Here is a 22,031-nt window from a genome sequence, read left to right as displayed (position 1 = left end):
ATACTCGCTCTACGCGCTGTACTCGGCGATGGCCGTCTACGCCCTCGCCTTCATCGCCTTCGCGGTCGACCTCGCCCGTCGTTCCAGCGCCGTCGGTGCGATCGAAGCGGCCGAACTGATCGAAACGGACGCTGCCTCCCCGGCCGGGTTTGCCGCATCCGCCGGCAGTACCGTCACCCTGAAGCGACCCGTGCTGTCCCGCATCAGCGCGCGCATGGACAACGACGCAGCGCTACCGTATGGCCGTTCGTCGAGCCTGCGCGTGGGAGTCGCACTCACCGTCCTGGCCTGGGCGCTGCACCTCGCGGCGACCATCATGCGCGGCTTCGCGGCCGACCGGGTGCCGTGGGCGAACATGTACGAATTCGCCATGACCGGCACCCTGCTCATAATGACGGTGTTCCTGATCGTGCTGGTGCGTTCCGACCTGCGGTTCCTCGGCACCTTCGTCACCGGCCTCGTACTCGTACTGCTCGGGGTGGCTGCCCTGCAGTTCTACGTGGAGGTTGCCCCGCTTCCGCCGGCGCTGCAGTCAGCCTGGCTGGTCATCCACGTCTTCGTGGCGTCACTGGCCACCGGAATGTTCGCGCTCGGCTTCGCGCTCTCGGCGGTACAGCTGTTGCAGTTCCGGCGGGAAAATAGTGCGCTCGAGGCGGCCGCCGCGCCCCGCTCGGCCGTGGCATCCGCTCTGCGTCTGCGCTTTCTGGCCACGCTGCCGTCGTCGGCGACATTGGAGAACCTGTCGTACCGCATCAACATCATCGGCTTCATCCTGTGGACCTTCACCCTCATGGCCGGCTCGATCTGGGCCGAACAGGCCTGGGGTCGCTACTGGGGTTGGGACACCAAAGAGGTGTGGACCTTCATCATCTGGGTCATTTATGCCGGCTACATCCATGCCCGCGCAACTCGCGGCTGGCGCGGATCGCGCTCGGCTTGGCTCTCGATCATCGGTTTTTCCGCGGTGATGTTCAACTTCGGCATCGTCAACGTGTTCTTCAAGGGCCTGCACGCTTACTCGGGTCTGTAACCCGGTAATCGCTGCTACTCGGCGGCGACCATCGCGTGCGTACGGGCGAGACGAGCGAGCCACCAGTCGCGACGTTCGGGGCTGGCCGCGTGCTGGTCGAGCAGGGCCGTATCCGGCACGACCCGGCGCACCGGAATAGCACCGTCGACCGGCAGCAGCGGCGCGCCCGTGACATCCTCGGCGAGCAGCGAGGCGGTGCCGAGGCCGCAGTCGAAATACAGTCCGGGAACGGATGCCGCCAGGTGCGCCCCCATGGACAGCCCGATCGACGTGTCGAGCGCGCTGGAGACCACGACCGGCAGCCCGGTCTGGCCGATGATCGACAACGCCGCGCGAATGCCACCGAGCGGCTGAGCCTTGATCACCAGAATGTCGGCGGCACCGGCGCGGGCAACGGCGAGCGGGTCTCCGCTCTTGCGTACACTCTCGTCGGCGGCGATCGGCACGCTCAGGTAGGTTGTGCGCTGGCGAATCTCGGCGAGTTCCGGCACGGTCATGCAGGGCTGTTCGACGTACTCGAGATCGAAAGCGCTCAGGGCATGAATGGCGTGTTCCGCTTCGTCAACGTTCCAGAGGCCATTCGCATCGATTCGGATGCGCCCTTCCGGGCCAAGCAGACGGCGCACCTCAGCGACTCGGGCGACGTCGTCGGCCAGCGTCTGGTTGCCGCCGGCTACCTTCACCTTGGCGGTGCGGCAGCCGGGGAAGCGCGCAAGCACCTCCTTCACCTTCTCCGCGGGCACGGCGGGCACGGTTGCGTTGACCGGAATGCTCGTGCGGAGTGCGTGCGGCGTGCTCTGCCAGCCAAAGTCGATCGCGGCCCGCAGCCAGTTTGCGGCTTCGGCATCGTCGTACTCGACGAAGGGCGAGAACTCGGTCCAGCCTTCTGGACCTTCCAGCAACAGCGCTTCTCGGCTGTCCAACCCGCGAAACCGGTCGAACAGCTTCAGGGAGACGACGTGCGCGGATCCGAGTAACTCATCCAGTGAGGGCATCATGGTCCCAGTGTGTCAGCCTCCGGCTGGGTAGACGGCCAGAACGATGCCCCTCATCGTGCGCGTGGAACTCGTCGGGATCGTGGTCGACACCGTTCGGGTCGACGACGACCATGGGTGCGGCCAGGCCGGGCGCGACGGGCAGCTTGGCATCGTGAATTGGGCCGGCTGGTCAGTCGCGCAGGTAGTGCTCCAGCCGCGGCACGTGCAGCAAGGCCAGCGCTCGCTTCTCTATTTGCCGTACGCGCTCCCGGGTCACGCCTTCGATGTGTGCGATCTGATCGAGGGTGCGGGGTTCGTTGCCGTCGAGGCCGAACCGTGCTCGCAAAATAGAGCGTTCCCGAGGTGGCAGGGTGTCAAGAAAAAAACGAATGTCCGCGGCCCGCAGCGTCAGCGTGGCGTGTTCGTCGGGCTGGGGAAGGTCATCGTCGATGATGAGTTCCGCCATGTCGCCGGCGCCATCACCAACCGGAGTATGCAGCGAAATCGGCTCGTTGTCGTATTGCAGCAGCCGCAGAACGTCGCGCACGGGAAGCTGGGCGGCTTCGCCGATTTCGCGCGCCGTCGGATCGCGGTCGAGCACACTGGTCAGATCGCGCCGGATGCGCTTGATCTTGTTGAGCTTTTCGGCGGTGTGCACCGGAATGCGAATCATGCGCGACTTATCGGCCATGCCGCGATGGATGGCTTGCCGAATCCACCAGGTGGCGTAGGTGGAGAATTTGTAGCCGGTCATGAAGTCGTACTTCTCGACGGCGCGAACGAGCCCCATGTTGCCGTCCTGCACGAGGTCCATGATGGGTACCCCCCGACCGGAGTAGTGCTTGGCAATGCTCACCACCAGGCGCAGATTGGCCTCGATGAACTGGTTCTTGGCCCGGCGCCCGTCATGCATGAGCCAGGCCAGCTCGCGCCCGTCGGCCGAATCGCGCGCGCTGGCACCATCCTCACGCAGGAGCCGCGCCTCAGCGAAGAGCCCCACCTCGATGCGGCGAGCCAGATCCACCTCCTGCTCGGCATTGAGCAGGGTCCCCTTGCCAATGCGGCGCAGGTAGTCACCGAAGGCATCCGTGGACGCGGCGCTGTAGGTGCTCGGCGGCGCGGTGCGGCGAGCCGCGGCCGTTGCCGTGCGGTGCGGCTGAGTAGTGGTCGTCATGACTGCCTGCCCCCGAAATGACTGCTGATGCTGTTTGTGACGTTCATGGCCACCTCCCCGTACTTTCCAAGTCAAAGGTTCACCCCCGAAGGGGGTGGATGACAAGGGGTTGACTTTGTCGTTTGACACAGCGTAGCTGAGATTATTTCGACATTTCAACCCCTGACATCACGAGTTTGCGAGACCGAAAAGTGGTCGCTCGCTCGCTCCGCGTAGGCTGACACCATGAGCGAACAGGTATCCGAAATCTTCGATGCGAGCCAGTGGAAGGCCGTTGCGGGTTTTGAAGACCTCGCCGATCTCACCTATCACCACGACGTGAGTGGCCGAATCGCCCGCATCGCGTTCGACCGGCCCGAGGTGCGCAATGCCTTTCGGCCCCGCACGGTCGACGAACTGTTCGCCGCCCTCGAAGACGCACGCACCAATTCGAAGATCGGTGTGGTGCTGCTCACCGGCAACGGCCCGAGCGCTAAAGACGGAGGCTGGGCGTTCTGCTCCGGAGGCGACCAGCGCATTCGTGGCCGTGACGGCTACAAATACGCCGACGGTGAGACGGCGTCGGGTATCGACCGGGGGCGCGGCGGACGGCTGCACATTCTGGAAGTGCAGCGACTCATCCGTTTCATGCCTAAGGTCGTCATCGCCGTCATTCCTGGCTGGGCTGCCGGTGGCGGACACTCGCTGCACGTCGTCTGCGACCTGAGCATCGCCAGCGCCGAGCACGGCAAGTTCAAACAGACGGATGCCGACGTCGGCTCGTTCGACGCGGGTTACGGCAGCGCCTACTTCGCCCGCCAGGTCGGCCAGAAGGCCGCCAGGGAGGTGTTCTTTCTGGCACGGGAGTATTCGGCAGAACGCGCCCTCGAGATGGGTGCAATCAACGCGGTGGTGCCGCACGCCGAGCTCGAGGCGGTCGCGTTGGACTGGGCGCGCGAGATTCTGACCAAGTCGCCCACCGCCATTCGCATGCTCAAATTCGCTTTCAACGCCGTCGACGACGGATTGGTCGGCCAGCAGGTGTTCGCCGGCGAGGCGACTCGCCTGGCCTATGGCACCGACGAGGCCGTCGAGGGCCGCGACTCCTTCCTGGAGAAACGCGAACCCGACTGGTCACCGTACCCCTGGCAGTACTGAGATGAACGGCGATTCGTGAGGCCGTTGCGGGCGCTCAAGCCGGAGCATCCCCTCGACTTTCTTCCCGTGCTGCGGGATGCGCTCGCCGGCAGCGGGCCGGCCGTGCTGCCGGTGCCCGATGGCGTCGCAGCAGCTGACGCGCCGGCACACCTCGGCGACGTGCTGCAACGGATCGCTGTTGTGATCGAAACCTCCGGGTCGACCGGTGCACCCAAGCGTGTCATGCTCACCACCAACGCCCTGCTGGCAAGCGCCGCGGCCTCCGCCGTCGCTCTCGGTGGGGCCGGACAGTGGTTGCTCGCCCTGCCAGTGCACTACATCGCCGGGGTGCAGGTGCTCGTGCGTTCCATTGCCGCCGAAACCACCCCCGTCGCGCTGCCGCCGGGACATTTCGACCCGCAGAATTTTCGACGGCTGGCCGAGACCATGACCGAGCCGCTGCGCTACACCGCGCTGGTTCCGGTGCAGCTGGCCCGTGTGCTCGACGCAGCGGATGACCCGGCGCTGTTGGCCGTGCTGCGTCGCTTCACCGCCATTTTGGTCGGCGGGCAGGCAATCCGTCCCGACCTCATTGCGCGGGCAGCCGAACTGGACGTGCGGGTAGTGCGCACGTACGGGTCGTCGGAGACGGCGGGCGGATGCGTCTACAACGGTGTTCCGATCGGTGACACCCTCGTTCGCGTCGTCGACGGCCAACTCGAGCTGTCGGGTTCCGTGCTCGCCGAGGGTTACCTCGACGATGTCGCGCGCACCACCGACCGCTTCCTGGTGGAACACGGTGTGCGCTGGTATCGCACCGGGGACTTCGGTGAGCTCGACCCGGTGAGCGCGCGGGTCACGGTGTTGGGCCGCGCCGACAACGTGATCATCTCGGGCGGGGAGAAGGTGTCACTCGATGCCGTCGAAGGCATCGTGCGCCTGTCTGCTGGGTTCGAGCAGGCCGTCGTGGTCGGTGGCGCAGACGAGGAGTGGGGGCAGGTGCCGGTGGTGGTGGTTGCCGGGGAACACGGGGTGGAGGCGGATCTGCTGGCATCCGTTGCGGCGATGCTCGGGCGCGCGGCCAGGCCTGCGCGCATCGTGCGGGTCGCGGAGTTGCCGGTGCTGGCCTCGGGTAAGCCGGACCGGCGCGCACTCGCCGCGCTGCTTTCAAATTCGAACACGGCAGGCCAGTAGCATGGGGGCGTGGCACAAGGAGCTCGGCCGTCAAGGCCCAAACAACAACGATTGAACCCCGCAGCGAAGCTGGCTGGGACTGATGCCGGTGCGAAGGCCAGCGGCAAATCGGGTCATCCGGCCTTCAAGAACGGACCGCCCCGCAAAGGACCGGCCAAGATCAAGCCGGCCACGGCCTCAGACTGGGTGTCGGGCGCACGCCTTCGGACTCTGCCCCTCGCGATCGCTCCCGTGCTGCTGGGCACCGGCGCCGCCATCGTCGCGAGCGGCCCCGGTGTCTACCACCCGGTACGCGCCCTGCTCGCGCTCGCCGCGGCACTGTTCCTGCAGGTCGGTGTCAACTACGCCAATGACTACTCCGATGGCATTCGAGGCACCGACGCCTTTCGTGTTGGACCGGCCCGGCTCACCGGCGGGGGCGTTGCCAACCCGCGCACGGTGCTGCGCGTCGCCCTCGTCTTCTTCGGTCTCGCCACCGTGGCCGGTCTGACGCTGGTCGTTCTGACCCAGTACTGGTGGCTGCTGCTCGTCGGCGTTCTGGCCCTGGCCGCAGCCTGGTTCTACACCGGCGGCAAGAAGCCCTACGGCTATCTCGGCCTCGGCGAGGTGTTTGTGTTCGTCTTCTTCGGCCTCGTAGCGACCGCCGGCACGACCTACGTTCAGGTGGGCGAATTCACGGCCGAGAGCGTGCTCGGCGGCGTGGCCATCGGACTGATCTCCTGCGCCGTGCTCATGGTCAACAATTTGCGCGACATCGTGCCGGATAAGGCCGCCGGTAAGCGCACCCTCGCTGTGCGCATCGGCAGCACGGCGTCTCGGGTCGTCTTCTGCGTCTTCCTGCTGCTGCCGTTCGTGATCGCCGGTGCGTTCAGCCTGGTCTATCCGCTGGCAATCTTCACGTTCTTCGTGCTGCTGCTGGCCCTGCCGGCCTGCCTCATCACGATCACGGCGACCTCGGCGAAGGAACTCATCCTCGCCCTCAAACTGACGAGCCTCGCGGCTCTGGCCTACGGGCTGCTACTGGGAATCGCTTTTGCGTTCTGAGCTGGTCTCGTCCACTGAGCTGCTCTGTTCAACCGCGCTGGGCCTGTCACCAGCGCGGGGCCTGCCAACAGCGCTCTGCCTGTCAACGGCGCTCTGCCTGTCAACAGCATCAAGTGCCGTATCCTCGACCTCGGAATCCGGGTTTACCGGCTCCTTGTCGGGGTGACGTGCCTTGTAGAGATCGCGGGCAACACTCTCGCGGGACTTGCCCAGCAAGAGATACGACAAACACAGCCCGAGCATGGCAGCGATCACTGCGGCTGCCCACGGCCAGAATCCCAGGGAAAGCAAAATCGCCAGCGGGATGGCAAACATCAGCACGCGCAACACGGAGTAGTACAGCCAGGGGGCCACGAATTTCATGCATCTAGCTTAGAATGCCGTGGCTGAGGATCCGCACATGTCTCTCACGGTCAAGCGACTTACAATAGCTTTATGCCCAAGCTCTTGATCGGACTAGGACTGGCTCTTGTCATCCTCACCGTCTACTCCGTCGTGGACTGTGCCGTGTTCGACCGCAAACGCATTCGCGGGTTGCCGCGCTGGGTCTGGATTTTTGTCATCGTGCTGGTGCCACTGATCGGCCCGTTACTGTGGTTGCTCGTCGGCCATGGCCGTGCTACCCCCACTACCCGGTCGTTTCGATCGGTCGCCCCCGACGACGACCTCGACTTCTTGCGCGGTCTTGGTGGCGGCAGTGTCAAGACCGACAGTGGCGAGAACCGGCCGTTCAACGCGAAAGATCAACAAGAGCGCATCCGTCGCATGGAGCAGGACCTCGCGGACCTCGATAAGAATGATCCGACACCGGACGCCGGCGGTACTACCGGCACCGCCGGCGTCGACCCAAAGAAGGATCCGGGCGAGGGCGAGCAGCCTGGCCGTCGGGATGCCTGAGCCGGTTTCCAGCACCAGCACCAGCACCAGCCCGGCGACCAATTTCAGCATCGCCCTTCTCAACGAATTCGTCGAGCTTGGTGTGCGTGACCTGGTGCTCTGCCCCGGAGCACGCTCGCAGGCCCTCGCGCTGGCGGCGGCTGAGCTGGAACGGGCCGGCTGTATCCGCCTGCACGTGCGCACCGACGAACGAAGCGCCGGTTTTCTCAGCGTTGGCCTCGCCCTCGAAACCGGTTTGCCGGCGCTCGTCGTGGTGACTTCGGGAACCGCCGTTGCAAACCTGCACCCGGCCGTTCTTGAAGCGCACCACGCCGGGGTGCCCATGATTTTGTTGACGGCCGACCGTCCGAGTGAACTTCGTGGCATCCGCTCGAACCAGACCACCGTACAGTCTGGCCTGTTCGGTGTGGCCACCCGGCTGTGCCTAGACGTTCCGGCGCCGGTCGGCGAACCCGACGAGGCCGGAATCGCCGCGGCGCTGGCCGGGCAGGCGATGAACGCCGCAACCGGCGTTTTCACCACCGCTCCCGGCCCGGCGCAACTCAACCTGGCATTTCGCGAGCCCCTGTCGGCTGCGCTACCTTCGGATTTGTCATTTTCGACACCCAATTGCGGCGTCGTCCCCACGCCTGCATCCGGCGCGTCAGCTGACGGGCCAGCCATGCTGCTCGCGCCGGGACCGCTCACGGTCGTCGTAGCCGGTGACGGTGCCGGGCCCGCAGCCGAAGCGCTGGCCTACGCGGGAGGCTGGCCGCTGCTGGCTGAGGTGTCCAGCGGTGCCCGGTTCGGCCCGAACCTGATCGTGCACTACCGCGAACTGCTTGGTGCCGCCGATCTCGGCGGCCAGGTGGAACGGGTGATCGTGTTCGGCCACCCCACCCTGAGCCGTGAGATTCCGGCCCTCATCGCCCGAGACGGCGTCGAGACCATCATTGTCGCCCCGACCGGACTCGAATGGTACAACCCGGGCCGCTCCGCACGCGGTTTCACCCGATCGGTCGAAGCGGATGCGGCAGCTATTTCGGCAGCGCGCGCCCCGGCCGGTCGAGGGTGGCTGAACCGTTGGGTGATGACCAGCCGCACTCTCGCCGAAGCGGCGGCCGACGAAGGTCGGGCACCGATCGACAAGCGCGGCATCACCCGCGCCGAGCTGGCCGTGCTGCGCGCGCCGCTGACCCGGGCACTGCTCGTCGACGCTGTGTGGCGGGCTTCATGGCCCCACGACCGCCTCGTGCTCGGCGCCTCCCGGCTCATTCGTGAGGCCGATAAACGCGTGCCCGGTAAGAAGATCACCGTGCTGGCCAACCGCGGGCTGGCCGGCATCGACGGCACTATCGCAACCGCGGTCGGTGTGGCCCTGGCTAGTCAGGCTGAACCCGAGCCGCGCTCGGTGGGTGTCACCCGAGTTCTGATGGGTGACCTCACCTTTCTGCATGACGTCGGTTCGCTGCTGCTCGCTCCCGGTGAGCCACAACCCCGGGTGCAGGTCATCGTCGGGGTCGACGGTGGTGGCAGTATCTTCGACGGCCTCGAAGTAGCGGCGACGGCTCCGGCCGACGCGCTGGAGCGGGTGCTTTACACCCCGCGCAGCGTTGATCTCCAGGCGCTCGCCGCCGCCTATGGCTGGGACTACAGCCTGGCCGCCACCCGCAGTGACCTCGAACGGGCACTCACCGGCGCACCAAGCCGTCCCATGATTCTCGAGGTTCCGCTCGTTCGGTAGCTGGGCCGAGGCGATCTTCTGCAGCGCCATTCGCGCAGACTCAGCCCACGGAGCCTAGGTGCGCCAGGGCGGTTCTGGCCGGCTGGTGCTGGTGCTGGTGTTGGCGCGGTGGGTGCGAGCGGGGCGCCAGGTTTGGGTCGGGTCCCAGATGAGTGGCCCTTGTATCTGGGGTCTTCCTCGGATCATGCGGATCTTCCATCCGGCGGTGTCGATGGTGTGGTGGTGGTACCAGCATAAAAGGGTGCCGTTGTCGATGTTGGTGGGTCCGTTCTGCTGCCACGGGATAACGTGGTGCACTTCGCACCAGCGGGCCGGGATGGTGCAGCCGGGGATGATGCAGCCCTCGTCGCGGGCGGCGATCGCGGCGCGTTGCCCGGGGGCGAAGCAGCGAAGTTTGTCGCCGAGGTTGAGGACGTTGCCGTTCTGGCCGAGTAGTACCTGTTGGTAGCCGCCGGCGCAGATGAGTTCACTCACGCGGCGGAAGCTGAGGGGGGCGTCGACGCCGTCGATCCAGCCGACACCGCGGCCCTGGTCAAGGTCGACGGCATTGATGTGCACCATGACGGTCGGGGCGGCGCCGCCCATGGTCGGGGTGTGGGGGGCGCGGGCGGCGGATTCGAAAATGGTGCGGAGGATGTCGGCGCGTTTCTCTCCGCCGGTGCGGCGGTCGCCGTCATATCTGTCATCGCCGCTGAATGGTTCGGGGCTGAACGGCTCCGTGCCGGTGCCGGTGCCGGTGTCAGTGTCGGTGCCAGCCGTGCCGTCGAGCAGTTCGGTTGGCAGAAACCTGGGTGTTGTCGACCGCGCCGACAGGTAGGTGTCGAACAGGGTGTCCATGATGCCGCGGAGTTCGGGGGTGACGTCGGCGCGCAGCGGGTAGAGCCCATTGCGCAGCAGCCCGAACGTGAGGGTGCTTGTCGCTTCGACGGCGTCGTCGTTGGGGGCGGTGCCGTCGGGATCGAGCCGGCCCTGCCACTCCAGTGCCTGCGCCCGTAGCAGGTCGGGCGCGAAGCGGATCCCCGCGCCGGGTAGCCCGGCGGTCTCGGGGGTGATGGCGCCGGTCGCCGAGGCGACGAGGGCGCGTTCGACCCGGTCGAGGTCGTCCTGCCCGACCCGGCCGTGTAACGCGGTCAGGGTGGTGGCGATGATCTCCGCCGACTCGAGCCCGAGGTCGCCGCTTTTGAGGCCGTCGGCGATGACCGGGTAGCGGGCCGGCACCGGCAGGCCGAGCGGGGTGCGTTCCACGGCGGTCTCACCCAGCTTGAGGCGGCGTTTGGCTTCGCGGGCGGAGATACCGGCGAGGTGGCTGATGAAATCGACCCGGTTGCGGCATCCGTTCCTGTAGGCGAGCGACCCGGTGCCGAGGTCGGTCTCGGCACGCGCACCGAGGTCGGTGGTGGCTCGGAGTCTGGCCCCATCAACCTTGCGACCAAGAGCTTCCAGGGCGACCAGCACCGCAATGGCCTCGGTGTCGTCGAGGTGACCAAACCGCACCCCATCCAACGCCCCAGCCAGAATCGCGCCAGCCTGGGCAATCGCCGCGACCCGGGAAACCTCGGGTTCCGGCACGGAGTCGGCTGCGGCGGGCGGGGCGGTGAGGGTCATGGCGGCGGTGCCTCCTTCACCCACAATTATAGCCCAAACCATACCTGAAAGCGAGAGAAACTCAGCTGAATGCTGATGTTTTGTGAGAATTGTCTACGGGTCGCGAGAGCGGGTAAATGGTCGCTGAGCACATGCTGACGCAACCACTTACCCGCTCTCGGAAACTGGCGCCGGAAGCTGGAGGGGAGACGTGCCGGTGGCTTGGTACCGTTGAGGCACACGGATGTCGGGAGGCCCAGATGACCATCAATTCACCCCAGGGTCGCCAGCAGTCGGCGCGCCTCCCCGAACAGGCGCCCGTGTCGACCCCGCCCAAACGTCGCGGCGGCATCGCCCTCGCCGCACTTATCGTGGGCGTCAGTGCCTTCGTCACTGGCTGGATTCCGATTCTGGGACTGCTGCTGGGCGTCGCCGGGATCGTTCTCGGCATTCTGGCAGTGCGCAAACCGGGCGGTAAGCCGTTCGGCCGCGTGGGATTGATCGGCTCAGCCCTGGCCGTGCTCGCCAACGTGTCGGTGACCAGTGTGATCGTGATCTCGCTGGTGAACTCGGGGATTGGCACGGCGATCCTCAGCGACGCGCAGCCCACTATCACCCCCTGCTATTCGTTCAACGGTCCCGCCGGCTACATCAACAACCAGTCCGCAGAGAAGACGGAGGGCTGCGTCACGTCCCTGGAATTGCGGGGCGAGTACGACTCCAACGGTGAGATCAACAACACCGGGGTGGGCAGCATTCTCGGCAGCGTGCTGGTGGAACCCGTGCCGGTTGCCAGCACCGACGCATGGGCTCCGAGCGGACGTCTCGACGACATGGTCGAGTTCTTGAACCGGAGCTATTTTCCCGATGCGGGCGAGGTCACGAGTTTGCGGGAGGCCGTAAGTCTCGACGGCGTCGAGGCCAACCTCACACGCCTGACGAGCACCGCCGAAAAAACCCAGACCAAAGCGTTCCTCACCGTCTTCGCCCCGGACAGCTATCAGTCAGCCGGGGAACCGGTGAGGTTCTTCGTGATCTCCTTCGTCATCCCCGATGACAACGGCGAGGAGATCATCGCTGCCGCCGTGGATTCCTGGCGTTGGCTTTAGCGACCGGTACTAACCGAAGGCCTCGACGATGGGACGAAACTTCATTTTCGTCTCGGCTAGCTCACGGTCAGGGTCAGAGTCCAGCACGATCCCGCAGCCGGCGTAGGCCGTGATCGCGCCGGTCGGGGCCACTTGGGCGCAGCGCAGGGCAATCGCCCACTCGCCGTCGCCGTCGGCGCCGACCCAGCCGACCGGCCCGGCATAGCGGCCACGGTCGAACGGTTCGAGCTCACGAATCAGCGCAAGAGCTGCGTCGGTGGGAGTTCCGGCGACTGCAGCCGTCGGGTGCAACGCCGCGATCAGGTCGAGCGACGTCGACCCGTCGCTCAGGGTGCCTTCCAGGTCGGTTGCGAGGTGCCAGAGGTTCGGCAGCTTCACCGTGAATGGGATCTCACTCGTCGCGAGCACCGAGGTGTGTGGGCGCAGCGACTTGAGCACGCTTTGCACGGCAAACTCGTGCTCGTCGCCGTCTTTCGAAGACGTGGCCAGGGTGAGGGCCGCCTCGCGGTCGTCCTCGGCATCCGCTCCCCGCGAGATGGTGCCGGCCAGCACCCGGGCATTGACCGAACCGTTGTCGGCACGAATGAGAGTCTCCGGGCTCGACCCGATAAGTCCGTCGATGGCGTAGGTCCAGCAGTCCGGATACCCGAGCGCGAGCTTGGTGATGGCGCGGCGCAGGTCGGACTCGGCCGGTACCCGCCCAACGAGATCACGCGCCAGTACGACCTTATTGACCTGTTGGGCCCGAATGGCCTCGATACCCGAGCTGACCGCTGAGCGGAAGTCGTCGGACGGCAGCGCGCCGGGCAACAGCACGATGCGATACTCGTCGCCAAGCGGATGCAGCACCAGCGGGATTTCCGGGGCGCTCTCGTCGCTTGCCGAGATGCGGGTCACCCAGCACTGGCCGTCGTCGCGACCGACGATGATCTCCGGCACGATGAGCACGCTGGTCTGCGTGGACGACGCATCGAAGGCGAACGCGCCGAACGCCAGCAACCCGGTGCCGGTGCGGGCGAGGGGGTCGGTCACGGTGGCCAAGGCGACGACCTGTTTCCAGGCGGCCGCGGCATCCGTCATGCGGGTAGGGCCAGAAAATTCGAGCCGAAGCGCGCAACCGATGCCGGCCAGACCCTGATTGCGACGCATCCAGAGCAGGGGCGCGCGGCCGTCAAGCAGCAGGATCAGTTGGCGGATATCGGCTATCGGGGAGGTTTCGACCGTCAAGGCCTGCACATTCACTTCTGTAGCCTACGCCCGCGTCTCAGCGCCCCGGCAACCGTGCAGTATTTGCCGGGTTGCGCATCCTAGAATGATGGGGTGAATAGAGCAGACCTGAACAAACGGCCCGCGCAGGTGGCTGCCATGTTCGACGAGGTTGCCGCCCACTATGACCGCACGAACGCGCTGCTGTCGGTCGGCAACGCGTCGCTCTGGCGCGTCGCGACAACCCAGGCGGTCAACCCGCAAGCGGGCGAACGCATTCTCGACATCGCCGCCGGAACCGGAACGTCCAGCGCTGCCCTCTCCCGCAGCGGCGCTCACGTCGTCGCCGCCGACTTCTCGGCTGGCATGATCGCAGTCGGTACAGCCCGTCACGCGCACAACGCGAACATCGACTTTGTGCAGGCCGACGCCACGGCGCTGCCGTTCAAGGACAACGAATTCGACGCCGTCACCATCTCGTTCGGACTGCGCAACGTGGTCGAACCGAAGGAAGCGCTCGACGAGTTCTACCGGGTAACCAAGCCCGGCGGCCGTGTCGTCATCTGTGAGTTCTCCACGCCGCCGCTGTCGCTCGTGCGCCGGAGCTACTTCGCTTACCTGAACCATGTCATGCCGCGGGTCGTGCGGCTTGCCTCATCGAACGCCGAAGCCTACGACTACCTGGGTGAGTCCATCGCGGCGTGGCCGACCCAGCCGGTATTGAGCGGATGGCTGCGCTCGGCTGGCTATTCCGCGGTGGCTTACCGCAACCTCACGCTCGGTATCGTGGCCCTGCACCGCGGAACCAAGTCCTGACCAACTCGATAGGCAGACTCACGTGAAATTCAGAGCCCCCGTGATTCGACGCAGCGCGTCGGTGACCAGCCAGGTGGGCCTCGGCGACCGTATTTTCTCAACTCCCGCCGACCGTGGCCTGGCCGCGAACATCGATGCTGGCATCGAAAAGGTGGAAGCTGCGCTGATCGACGAGCTCGTCTACGCCAATGAAATCGCCACCGTCACCAGCCGCTACCTGCTGAACGCGGGCGGTAAGCGGGTGCGCCCCATGCTCGCGCTGCTCACCGCGCACCTGGGCGAGGGCGTGGTGCCCGATGTGATCACCGCGGCGACGGCCATCGAACTGACCCACCTGGCCTCGCTCTATCACGACGACGTCATGGATGACGCCGATAAGCGCCGCGGCGTGCCGAGTGCACAGACCGTGTGGGGTAACTCGATCGCGATCCTGACCGGCGACCTGCTGTTCGCTCGCGCCAGCCAGCTCATGGCCCGGCTCGGCGAACGCGCGATCAAACTGCAGGCGACCACCTTTGAACGCCTGGTGCTCGGCCAGTTTCAAGAGACGGTCGGTCCACGCGCCGGCGACGACCCGGTCGAGCACTACATTCAGGTGCTCGCCGGTAAGACGGGTTCGCTCATTGCCGCTGCCGCTCAGGGCGGTGTGGTGTTCTCCAACGCCCCGGCCGCGTATGAGCAGCCCGTGGTGGATTTCGGCGAGAAGATTGGCGTGGCCTTCCAACTCATCGACGACGTGCTCGACCTGTCGCCGCAGCCGAAGGAGACCGGCAAGGTGCCCGGTACCGACCTGCGGGCCGGTGTCGTCACTCTTCCCCTGCTTCGGTTGCGGGAGCGCGCTGTCAGCGATGGGGCATCCGCTTCGCTGCTCGAACGCCTCGAACGGGACGTCATGGTCGACGGTTCCGCTCTGACCGAGGCGGCCGACACCGCGATCACCGCGCTGCGCGAGCACGCTGTCACCGCCGAAACCCTCGCCGAGGCCCACGGCTGGGCCCGCGACGCCGTCGCAGCCCTGGCGCCACTACCCAACGGTTCGGTCAAAAAAGCCCTCACCCGATTCGCCGAGACCATCGTCGAGCGCTCCAGCTAAACCCCAATCGAGGGCGTGCCGGGTGCGTTTCTTTGCGCGGCCCGCTCGCGCAGTAAGGAAAACCTCAGTGACCAAATTGAGACTGGCCATCGTCGGCGCCGGACCGGCCGGAATTTACTCCGCCGATATTCTGCTCAAAGCCGAGCGCAACTTTGAGGTCTCAATTGACCTGTTCGACCACCTGCCGGCGCCGTACGGACTGGTGCGCTACGGCGTCGCCCCCGACCACCCCCGCATCAAAGGCATCATCACCGCGCTGCGGGGCGTGCTCGACAGCGGCGATATCCGCGTGTTCGGCAACGTGCGGTTCGGCGTCGACATCACCCTCGACGACCTCAAAAAACACTACAACGCGGTCATCTTCGCGACCGGCGCCGTGCAGGACGCCGACCTCAACATTCCGGGAGCATCACTTGACGGCTCGTACGGCGCCGCCGACTTCGTGAGCTGGTTCGACGGGCATCCCGACGTGCCGCGTACCTGGCCGCTTGAGGCGCGCGAGATCGCCGTGATCGGCAACGGCAACGTGGCCCTCGACGTATCCCGCATGCTCATCAAGCATGCCGACGATCTGCTACCAACCGAGATTCCCGCGAACGTCTATGACGGCCTCACGGCGTCGCCGGTAACCGACGTGCACGTATTTGGGCGCCGCGGGCCGACATCCGTGAAGTTCACGCCATTGGAATTGCGTGAGATCGGCGAGCTGAATGATGTGGACATGATCGTCTACGACGAAGACTTCGTCTACGACGAGGCAGCGACGGCGGCCGTCGCGAGCAACAAGCAGGTCTTCGTGATCGACAAGACGCTGAACCAGTGGCGTGCCCGCGAGACCGGTACGGCCAGCCGCCGCCTGCACCTGCACTTCTTCGCCAAACCGGTCGAAATCGTCGACGACGGCGCCGGCCGGGTAGCCGCTTTTCGCTGGGAACGTACCATAACGGATGGCGCAGGCGGCGTCGTCGGCACCGGCGAAATTCGCGAGATCCCGATTCAGGCCGTCTACCGGGCGGTTGGCTATTTCGGTTCAGAACTGCCCGACGTGCCGTTTGACAAGAAGCGCGGTGTGATTCCAAACCGCGAGGGGCAGGTGCTGCGCCGCGACCCTTCGGCTGGCACCGGCGGGCTGTTCAACCAGCAGATGTACGGCGTCTACGTGTCCGGCTGGATCAAACGTGGCCCGGTCGGCCTGATCGGCCACACCAAGAGTGACGCGATGGAAACCATCCGGCACCTGATCAATGACCTCGGCAATTGGTGGCGCCCCGAGTTCCCGTCGGAGGAAAGCATCGTGAAACTGCTCGACGCGCGCGGCGTGAAATATACCGGCCTCGACGGGTGGCACAACCTCGACCAGCACGAGCTCGCGCTCGGTGATGCCGTGGGCCGCACCCGTATCAAGGTCGTGGGCCGCGACGAAATGGTAGCCGTCTCCCGAGCCGAGTGACCGCGGTCCGGACCCGGACCGTGCGCCCGGTTTGCAGTAGGACCGGGCCCCTCGCTGCTAGCGGAAGTTGGTGAACTGCAGGGCCACGTCGAGGTTTTTGCCCTTGAGTAGTGCCATCACCGCCTGCAGATCATCGCGGCTCTTCGAGCTGACCCGCAATTCGTCACCCTGAATCTGGCTCTTGACGCCCTTGGGGCCCTCGTCGCGAATGATCTTGCCGATCTTCTTCGCGTTCTCCTGGTCGATGCCGGCCTTCATGCTCGTTTCGATGCGGTACTCCTTGCCGGAGGCGAACGGCTCGCCGGCATCGAGGCTGCGCAGTGAGATGCCCCGCTTGATCAGCTTGGCCTCGAACACCTCGAGGATCGCCTTGACGCGCTCCTCTGTGTTCGCCTTCATGAGCACCTTCTCGCCGCTCATCGCGATCGAGGCTCCCACGTTCTTGAAGTCGTAGCGCTGTGCGACTTCTTTGTGCGCCTGGTTGAGGGCGTTGTCGACCTCCATCGGGTCGACCTTGCTGACGATGTCGAAAGTTGAATCTGCCATTCCCCCATGGTATCCGACCGACGAGGGCGCAAAAAGTGTCGGATTGACAGTCTGCGCGGACCCTTTATGAACTCTCATTCCGAGTCGCACGCTGGGACACGGACGCTCGCGGCACCGCTGATTTCTCGGTGAGGCGTTTCGTCTTGTATTGTTAACCCCGCGTCTCCGGTCAAGTGATTACACCTGGTCGGGAGCGCCTGGCGAGTTACCCAAGCGGCCAAAGGGATCTGACTGTAAATCAGACGGCGTAGCCTTCGTGAGTTCGAACCTCGCACTCGCCACCAGCAGCACCATCAGGCAGGCCCTTGGGCCTGCCTGATCTGGTTGTGCAGCTGCCTGTAGCGTGAGGGCATGACGCATCCTGCCCCGACCGAGCTGCTTGATCTTGCGCGCACCGTCGCCCTCACCGCCGGCGCACTCGCCCACCGGCGCCGTGGCGAGGGGGTCGAGATTGCCGCCTCGAAGTCGTCGCCCGAAGATATCGTCACCGCTGCCGACCGCGAGGTCGAGCTGCTCATTCGCGGCCTGCTCGCCGACGCCCGCCCGAACGACGGGTTCTACGGCGAAGAATCCGACGCGACTCGCGGCACGAGCGGGCTCACCTGGGTGGTCGACCCCATCGACGGCACCGTCAACTACCTCTATGGCATCCCGTTCTACGCCGTCAGCATCGCCGTCGTGCAGGGAGACCCCGACCCGGCCAGCTGGAATGCCCTCGCGGGTGCGGTCGTCAATCCCGCCCTCGGCGAGGTGTTCACCGCATCGGAGGGCTCGGGTGCCTGGCTCGGTGATCACCGCCTGCACGTGAATCACGACGTGCCGCTCTCGCTCGCACTGGCCGGCACCGGCTTCAGCTACGAGGCAGCCCGGCGGATGTGGCAGGCGAGCATCGTGAGTGGTCTCATCGGCCAGGTGCGGGACATTCGTCGTATCGGTTCGGCCGCACTCGACCTCTGCTCGGTCGCCTGCGGTCGCCTCGACCTCTTTTTCGAACGCGGACTCAACCCGTGGGACCACGCCGCCGGCGGCTTGATCGCGCGCGAGGCAGGTGCTCAGGTCGGCACTCTGCAAGCGGATGACGAGGGTCGCGAGCTGCTCATCGCCGCCGCGCCCAGCCTCTACGGTCAGTTCGAACCCGTTCTCGCCGGCCTGTTCGAACGCTTCCCATTTGACGCGCAAGCCCGATGACATCGTGCCCATATACCCAGTTGGGGTGTGATTGGCGACCTTTCTCTGGTAATCTCGGGGTTGCGCGTTACCCTTAATCAATTCGTTACATTGGCATGTCGTCACTGAGCGTTATCGACTACGAGCACCTGATCCCGTCCGCTATGCCGAAAGATGCACCTTGTCACGTCACACTGCTTCCTTGGACACCTCCGTGTCTGACAAGAGTGTCGGCACCGTGTTTCCCCCGGCAGTGCCGGCAGCCCTGACCCGCCGCCAACTGCGCGAGCGCGAGCGGGTGGCTTTTTCTGATGCTGCACCGGCGCCGGTCGACGACCACGTCGTGCGCCTCAGCCCCGCCGCTGACCTGATCGTATCCGCCGATCTGACCGAACCCGACCTCGAGCCGGCCGTCATCACCGAGAGCGATCGCATCATCGCTGCGGTTCCGGTCGCCGACGCCGAACCCACCGACTTCGAGAAGTTGTTGGCTCCCGGTCTCACCCAGTCGATCCCAACGGTGATTCCCGCTGTCGGTGACCGTCCCCGCCGCCGCCACCGCATCGAGCAGTCGGCCGGGGAAGCCTTCGCCCCAGCGCGCGCCTTCGTTCCGGCCGGGTCGCTGCCCCGTCGCGCACCCCGCGATCGTCCGCTCGGCAGCACCGCGCGCAAGCGTGCGGCCACGGGCGCCTCGATACTCGCGATGTCGTTTGTGGCGCTGATGGCCGTGGCCACGTCCATTCCGGCCGAGGCGTTGCTGTCCTCACAGGACGTACGGGCATCCGCCTTGGAAGCGCAGCGTGTTCTGCCAGCCGAAGAGGCGCAGACCATGGACCTGGCCGGTGGCGACACCGTCACTGTCGAGCGCGACGGCTACGAGTCGAGCACCATCGCTGAGATTGCCGCTGCGAGCGGTATCCGCATGGAAGACACCTTCACCAACAACCCGAACGGCACCATTCAGTGGCCGTTTGCCGTCGGCGTGCACGTTGGCGACCAGATCGGACCGCGCAGCTGCGCCGGCTGCTCGGCCAATCACGGCGGCCAGGACTTCAACCCGGGCGTCGGCGCGCCGATCCAGGCCATTGCCGACGGCGTGGTCAGTTACGCCGTAGACGGCGAAGCCAGCCTCGGCGTGAACATGATGATCGACCACATGATCGACGGTCAGCTCGTCACGAGTGTGTACGCGCACATGATCCACGGATCGATGCTCTTCAAGGAGGGCGACGTGGTCAAGGTCGGCCAGGTCATCGGCAAGACCGGCAGCACCGGAATGTCGACCGGCCCGCACCTGCACTTTGAAATTCGCGAGGGCGGAATTACCGGCACCAAGGTCGACCCGCTCGCCTGGCTCTATGCCAACACGAACTAGCCCGCCGGCCTACTCGGGCTCGACGCGCCCGCGCATAAACGACTCGAGCAAGCCCCTCGGCAGCGGAAACGGCGGCAGGCCGTCAAAGCTGAACAGGTCGGCCCCGCCGGCATCGACGGACTCAAGCTCGACGACCTGGTCGTGCAGCAACTCCATCTTCACATCGAGGCGATTGGCGGCATCTGCTGCCTGCCGCAGGTCTTCGACCAGCGTGTCGGGCACAGCGCCGTTGTACTTGTAATAAATCTTGTGTTCGAGGCTCGCCCAGAAGTCCATGGCGATCGTGCGAATCTGAATCTCGACCGTCACCGGCTGCACGCGGTCTGTCATGAACACCGGAATCGCGACGATCAGGTGCAGGCTCTGGTACCCATTGGCCTTCGGTGCGTGAATGTAGTCCTTTTCCTGCAACACTGAGACGTCTCGTTGCCCAGCAAGCAGATCGCGGATGCGATAGGTGTCTGAGATGAAGCTGCAGGTGATGCGAATTCCGGCGATGTCCTGAATATTGTCGCGAATGCCGGTCAATTCCAGCGGGAACCCCTTGCGGACGGCCTTTTTGAGGATTCCCTCCGGCGACTTGAGTCGCGAGCTGACGTGCTCGATCGGACTGTAGTCATGAATGGCGCTGAATTCCTCCTTCAAGATGTTGATCTTGGTCAGCATCTCGTCGGTCGCGAACTTGTACGACATCATGAATCGGGTCAGTTCAAGCTTCAGTTCCCGCATGGCAACGGTCGTCGATACGGTGCTGGGCACGACGGCGCTCACCAGGGGAGCGCCGTCGTCGAGCTGGTCGGACGGTGCGGTCATGCCTGAACGGAGCGCAACCAGGCCGTAGCATCTCCCGGCAGGGTGCGGCCGGTGAGCTCTTCGCTCGCCAGTACTACGTCGCCAGCGGGCAGCTGAACGGATGTCGCGCCCGTGTTGGCCACGATGATCACGTCGCCGTTGCGGTACGCCACCACCTCGGGGCCGAAGCCAGCGAGCCACACGACCGTGCCGGCGGCGAGGGCATGCTCCCGGCGCAGGCGCAGTGCCAGCTTGTACAGCTCGAGGGTTGATCCGGCCACGCCGTCTTGCTGGTCGCGGGCGAGTGCAGCCCACTCGTTCGGCTGCGGCAGCCAGCTCTTCGCGCCGGTGCTGAAGCCGAACGATTCGCCGGCGGCTTCCCAGGGAATCGGCACCCGGCATCCGTCTCGCCCGTACCGTTCGCCGTTGGTGCGAAACCAGGTGGGGTCTTCGCGGGCGTGATCGGGCAGGTCCACGGCTTCGGGCAGGCCGAGTTCCTCGCCCTGATACAGATAGCTCGAGCCCGGCAGGCTCAACATCAGAACGGATGCCGCCCGCGCGCGTCGCAGCCCGAGCACCGTGTCGGGCAGCCCGACCGTCTCCGGGCCGATGCCGTGTCCCTGCAGATTCTCGCCGGTGAGGGCAAGCCGGGAGGCGTGGCGCACCACGTCATGGTTGGAGAGCACCCAGGTGCTCGGCGCGCCGACATTGCCGAAGGCTTCCAGAGACTCGTCGATGACGCTCTTGAGCAGCGGGCCGTTCCACGGGGTTTCGAGGTAGGCGAAGTTGAAGGCCTGGTGCATCTCGTCTGGACGCACCCACTTGGCCATCTGGCTGAGCGGGTCGACCCAGGCTTCGGCCGCGAGCACGCGGTCGCCGGGGTAGGCGGCGAGTACCCGGTGCCAGTCGCGGTAGATCTCGTGAACACCGTCCTGCGCCCAGTACGGGGCGGTCAGCGGCGTTTCGGCGGTGATCCCCGGCTCGAGAGCGGATGCCGGAGCCCCGCCCATGCTTCCACCCTCAGCGGGAGGCGTGTAATCGGGGAGGCCGGGAGCCTTGATCATGCCGTGCGCGACATCCACCCGAAAGCCGTCGACGCCGCGGTCGAGCCAGAAGCGCAGCACCGCGCGAAACTGCTCGCGCACCCACTCACTGTCCCAGTCGAAGTCAGGCTGGCTGCTGTCGAACAGGTGCAGATACCACTGGCCGGGGGTGCCGTCTGGGTCGGTCGTGCGGGTCCAGGCGCGGCCGCCGAAGACGGACTCCCAGTTGTTCGGCGGCAGCTCGCCGTTCTCGCCCTTGCCGTCGCGGAAGGTGTAGCGGCCGCGTTCCTCGCTGCCCGGGCCGGCCGCGAGGGCCGCCTGGAACCAGCCGTGGTCGCTCGAGGAGTGGTTGGGCACGATGTCGACGATGACGCGAATGCCGAGGTCGTGAGCGGTGCGTTGCAGCACCTCGAAGTCATCGAGGGTGCCGAACAATGGGTCGACGTTGCAGTAGTCAGCGACGTCATAGCCAGCGTCGCGTTGCGGCGACGTATAGAAAGGAGAGAGCCAGATGGCGTCGATGCCGAGATCTTTGAGGTGGGGCAGTCGCGCGCTGATGCCGGCGAGGTCGCCCATGCCGTCACCATTCGCGTCGGCGAAGGATCGCGGGTAGATCTGATAAATAACGGCTGTGCGCCACCATTCGGTGCCAGGGGTCAGTTCGATGCCAGTCATCCTAAAATGCTACGGCATCC

General features: G+C 65.6%; 20 protein-coding genes and 1 tRNA gene. 13 read left to right on the top strand and 8 right to left on the bottom strand.

Annotation, left to right across the window (positions count from 1 at the left end; all coding sequences use genetic code 11):
* Positions 1–28 precede the first annotated feature (28 nt).
* Entirely contained in the window at positions 29–1,030 is a 1,002-nt protein-coding gene (gene ccsB / locus E3N85_RS08570) for a c-type cytochrome biogenesis protein CcsB (RefSeq protein WP_134462277.1), read from the top strand.
* Between the two features lie 14 nt (positions 1,031–1,044).
* On the opposite strand, the gene E3N85_RS08565 is transcribed toward ccsB, so the two are convergent.
* Both E3N85_RS08565 and E3N85_RS08560 read right to left on the bottom strand, forming a co-directional pair.
* Positions 1,045–2,028 carry an o-succinylbenzoate synthase gene (locus tag E3N85_RS08565; RefSeq protein WP_134462046.1) on the bottom strand — a complete coding sequence of 328 codons (984 nt, stop codon included), beginning with the start codon at positions 2,026–2,028 and terminating at the stop codon, positions 1,045–1,047.
* Positions 2,029–2,197: 169 nt separating this feature from the next.
* Positions 2,198–3,181 carry an RNA polymerase sigma factor RpoD/SigA gene (locus E3N85_RS08560; RefSeq protein WP_134462043.1) on the bottom strand — a complete coding sequence of 328 codons (984 nt, stop codon included), beginning with the start codon at positions 3,179–3,181 and terminating at the stop codon, positions 2,198–2,200.
* Positions 3,182–3,406: 225 nt separating this feature from the next.
* Between E3N85_RS08560 and E3N85_RS08555 the strand changes: the two genes are divergently transcribed.
* Genes E3N85_RS08555 through E3N85_RS08545 form a run of 3 tightly spaced genes read left to right on the top strand, consistent with a single transcriptional unit; the run spans position 3,407 to position 6,535 of the window.
* Complete coding sequence (locus tag E3N85_RS08555; protein WP_134462040.1) at positions 3,407–4,318, top strand: 1,4-dihydroxy-2-naphthoyl-CoA synthase; 912 nt, start codon at positions 3,407–3,409, stop codon at positions 4,316–4,318.
* A gap of 15 nt (positions 4,319–4,333) precedes the next feature.
* Complete coding sequence (locus E3N85_RS08550) at positions 4,334–5,491, top strand: AMP-binding protein (protein ID WP_241978383.1); 1,158 nt, start codon at positions 4,334–4,336, stop codon at positions 5,489–5,491.
* A 51-nt stretch (positions 5,492–5,542) separates the two neighbouring features.
* Positions 5,543–6,535: a 1,4-dihydroxy-2-naphthoate polyprenyltransferase gene (locus tag E3N85_RS08545; RefSeq protein WP_370289165.1), complete on the top strand. Its 993-nt coding sequence runs from the start codon at positions 5,543–5,545 to the stop codon at positions 6,533–6,535.
* On the opposite strand, the gene E3N85_RS08540 is transcribed toward E3N85_RS08545, so the two are convergent.
* Positions 6,509–6,898 carry a DUF4229 domain-containing protein gene (locus E3N85_RS08540; RefSeq protein ID WP_134462037.1) on the bottom strand — a complete coding sequence of 130 codons (390 nt, stop codon included), beginning with the start codon at positions 6,896–6,898 and terminating at the stop codon, positions 6,509–6,511. The genes E3N85_RS08545 and E3N85_RS08540 overlap by 27 nt on opposite strands.
* 72 nt (positions 6,899–6,970) lie before the next feature.
* Here E3N85_RS08540 and E3N85_RS08535 point away from each other — a divergent pair, with 72 nt between their 5' ends.
* Together E3N85_RS08535 and menD are read left to right on the top strand one after the other, a co-directional pair.
* Positions 6,971–7,432, top strand: a complete 462-nt coding sequence (locus E3N85_RS08535) for a PLD nuclease N-terminal domain-containing protein (RefSeq protein WP_134462034.1) — start codon at positions 6,971–6,973, stop codon at positions 7,430–7,432.
* Positions 7,425–9,155, top strand: a complete 1,731-nt coding sequence (gene menD, locus E3N85_RS08530; protein WP_134462031.1) for a 2-succinyl-5-enolpyruvyl-6-hydroxy-3-cyclohexene-1-carboxylic-acid synthase — start codon at positions 7,425–7,427, stop codon at positions 9,153–9,155. Before E3N85_RS08535 ends, menD begins: the two co-directional genes overlap by 8 nt.
* 54 nt (positions 9,156–9,209) lie before the next feature.
* On the opposite strand, the gene E3N85_RS08525 is transcribed toward menD, so the two are convergent.
* The gene (locus tag E3N85_RS08525; protein WP_166783904.1) at positions 9,210–10,760 is read right to left on the bottom strand and encodes an HNH endonuclease signature motif containing protein; all 1,551 of its coding nucleotides are present in this window, start codon (positions 10,758–10,760) and stop codon (positions 9,210–9,212) included.
* Between the two features lie 239 nt (positions 10,761–10,999).
* Between E3N85_RS08525 and E3N85_RS08520 the strand changes: the two genes are divergently transcribed.
* On the top strand, positions 11,000–11,848 hold the full coding sequence (locus E3N85_RS08520) for a hypothetical protein (protein ID WP_134462025.1): 849 nt from the start codon (positions 11,000–11,002) through the stop codon (positions 11,846–11,848).
* A gap of 9 nt (positions 11,849–11,857) precedes the next feature.
* On the opposite strand, the gene E3N85_RS08515 is transcribed toward E3N85_RS08520, so the two are convergent.
* Entirely contained in the window at positions 11,858–13,090 is a 1,233-nt protein-coding gene (locus E3N85_RS08515; RefSeq protein WP_241978382.1) for an isochorismate synthase MenF, read from the bottom strand.
* Positions 13,091–13,168: 78 nt separating this feature from the next.
* On the opposite strand from E3N85_RS08515, the gene ubiE reads away from it, so the two are divergent.
* From ubiE to E3N85_RS08500, 3 genes are all read left to right on the top strand, one after another.
* On the top strand, positions 13,169–13,870 hold the full coding sequence (ubiE, locus tag E3N85_RS08510) for a bifunctional demethylmenaquinone methyltransferase/2-methoxy-6-polyprenyl-1,4-benzoquinol methylase UbiE (protein ID WP_134462022.1): 702 nt from the start codon (positions 13,169–13,171) through the stop codon (positions 13,868–13,870).
* 22 nt (positions 13,871–13,892) lie between these two features.
* Entirely contained in the window at positions 13,893–14,963 is a 1,071-nt protein-coding gene (locus E3N85_RS08505; RefSeq protein ID WP_241978381.1) for a polyprenyl synthetase family protein, read from the top strand.
* Between the two features lie 67 nt (positions 14,964–15,030).
* Positions 15,031–16,413, top strand: coding sequence for an FAD-dependent oxidoreductase (locus E3N85_RS08500; RefSeq protein ID WP_134462018.1), 1,383 nt, complete (start codon positions 15,031–15,033; stop codon positions 16,411–16,413).
* A 57-nt stretch (positions 16,414–16,470) separates the two neighbouring features.
* Here the strand turns inward: E3N85_RS08500 and E3N85_RS08495 are convergent, their stop codons facing one another.
* On the bottom strand, positions 16,471–16,959 hold the full coding sequence (locus E3N85_RS08495) for a YajQ family cyclic di-GMP-binding protein (RefSeq protein WP_134462015.1): 489 nt from the start codon (positions 16,957–16,959) through the stop codon (positions 16,471–16,473).
* Between the two features lie 199 nt (positions 16,960–17,158).
* Here E3N85_RS08495 and E3N85_RS08490 point away from each other — a divergent pair.
* The 3 genes from E3N85_RS08490 (at position 17,159) to E3N85_RS08480 (ending at position 19,501) form a co-directional block, all read left to right on the top strand.
* Positions 17,159–17,243 (top strand) — tRNA-Tyr (locus E3N85_RS08490).
* A gap of 67 nt (positions 17,244–17,310) precedes the next feature.
* The gene (locus E3N85_RS08485) at positions 17,311–18,147 is read left to right on the top strand and encodes an inositol monophosphatase family protein (RefSeq protein ID WP_134462012.1); all 837 of its coding nucleotides are present in this window, start codon (positions 17,311–17,313) and stop codon (positions 18,145–18,147) included.
* A gap of 193 nt (positions 18,148–18,340) precedes the next feature.
* Complete coding sequence (locus E3N85_RS08480) at positions 18,341–19,501, top strand: M23 family metallopeptidase (protein WP_134462009.1); 1,161 nt, start codon at positions 18,341–18,343, stop codon at positions 19,499–19,501.
* 9 nt (positions 19,502–19,510) lie between these two features.
* Here the strand turns inward: E3N85_RS08480 and E3N85_RS08475 are convergent, their stop codons facing one another.
* Together E3N85_RS08475 and E3N85_RS08470 are read right to left on the bottom strand one after the other, a co-directional pair.
* Positions 19,511–20,314, bottom strand: coding sequence for a GTP pyrophosphokinase family protein (locus E3N85_RS08475; protein WP_174722470.1), 804 nt, complete (start codon positions 20,312–20,314; stop codon positions 19,511–19,513).
* Positions 20,311–22,011: a glycoside hydrolase family 13 protein gene (locus tag E3N85_RS08470; RefSeq protein ID WP_134462006.1), complete on the bottom strand. Its 1,701-nt coding sequence runs from the start codon at positions 22,009–22,011 to the stop codon at positions 20,311–20,313. Before E3N85_RS08470 ends, E3N85_RS08475 begins: the two co-directional genes overlap by 4 nt.
* Positions 22,012–22,031: the final 20 nt, after the last annotated feature.

It is taken from the genome of Cryobacterium sp. Hz9 (assembly GCF_004402825.1).
In the GTDB taxonomy this organism is placed as follows: Bacteria; Actinomycetota; Actinomycetes; order Actinomycetales; family Microbacteriaceae; genus Cryobacterium; species Cryobacterium gelidum.
This window is presented reverse-complemented; position numbering and strand designations above follow the sequence as displayed.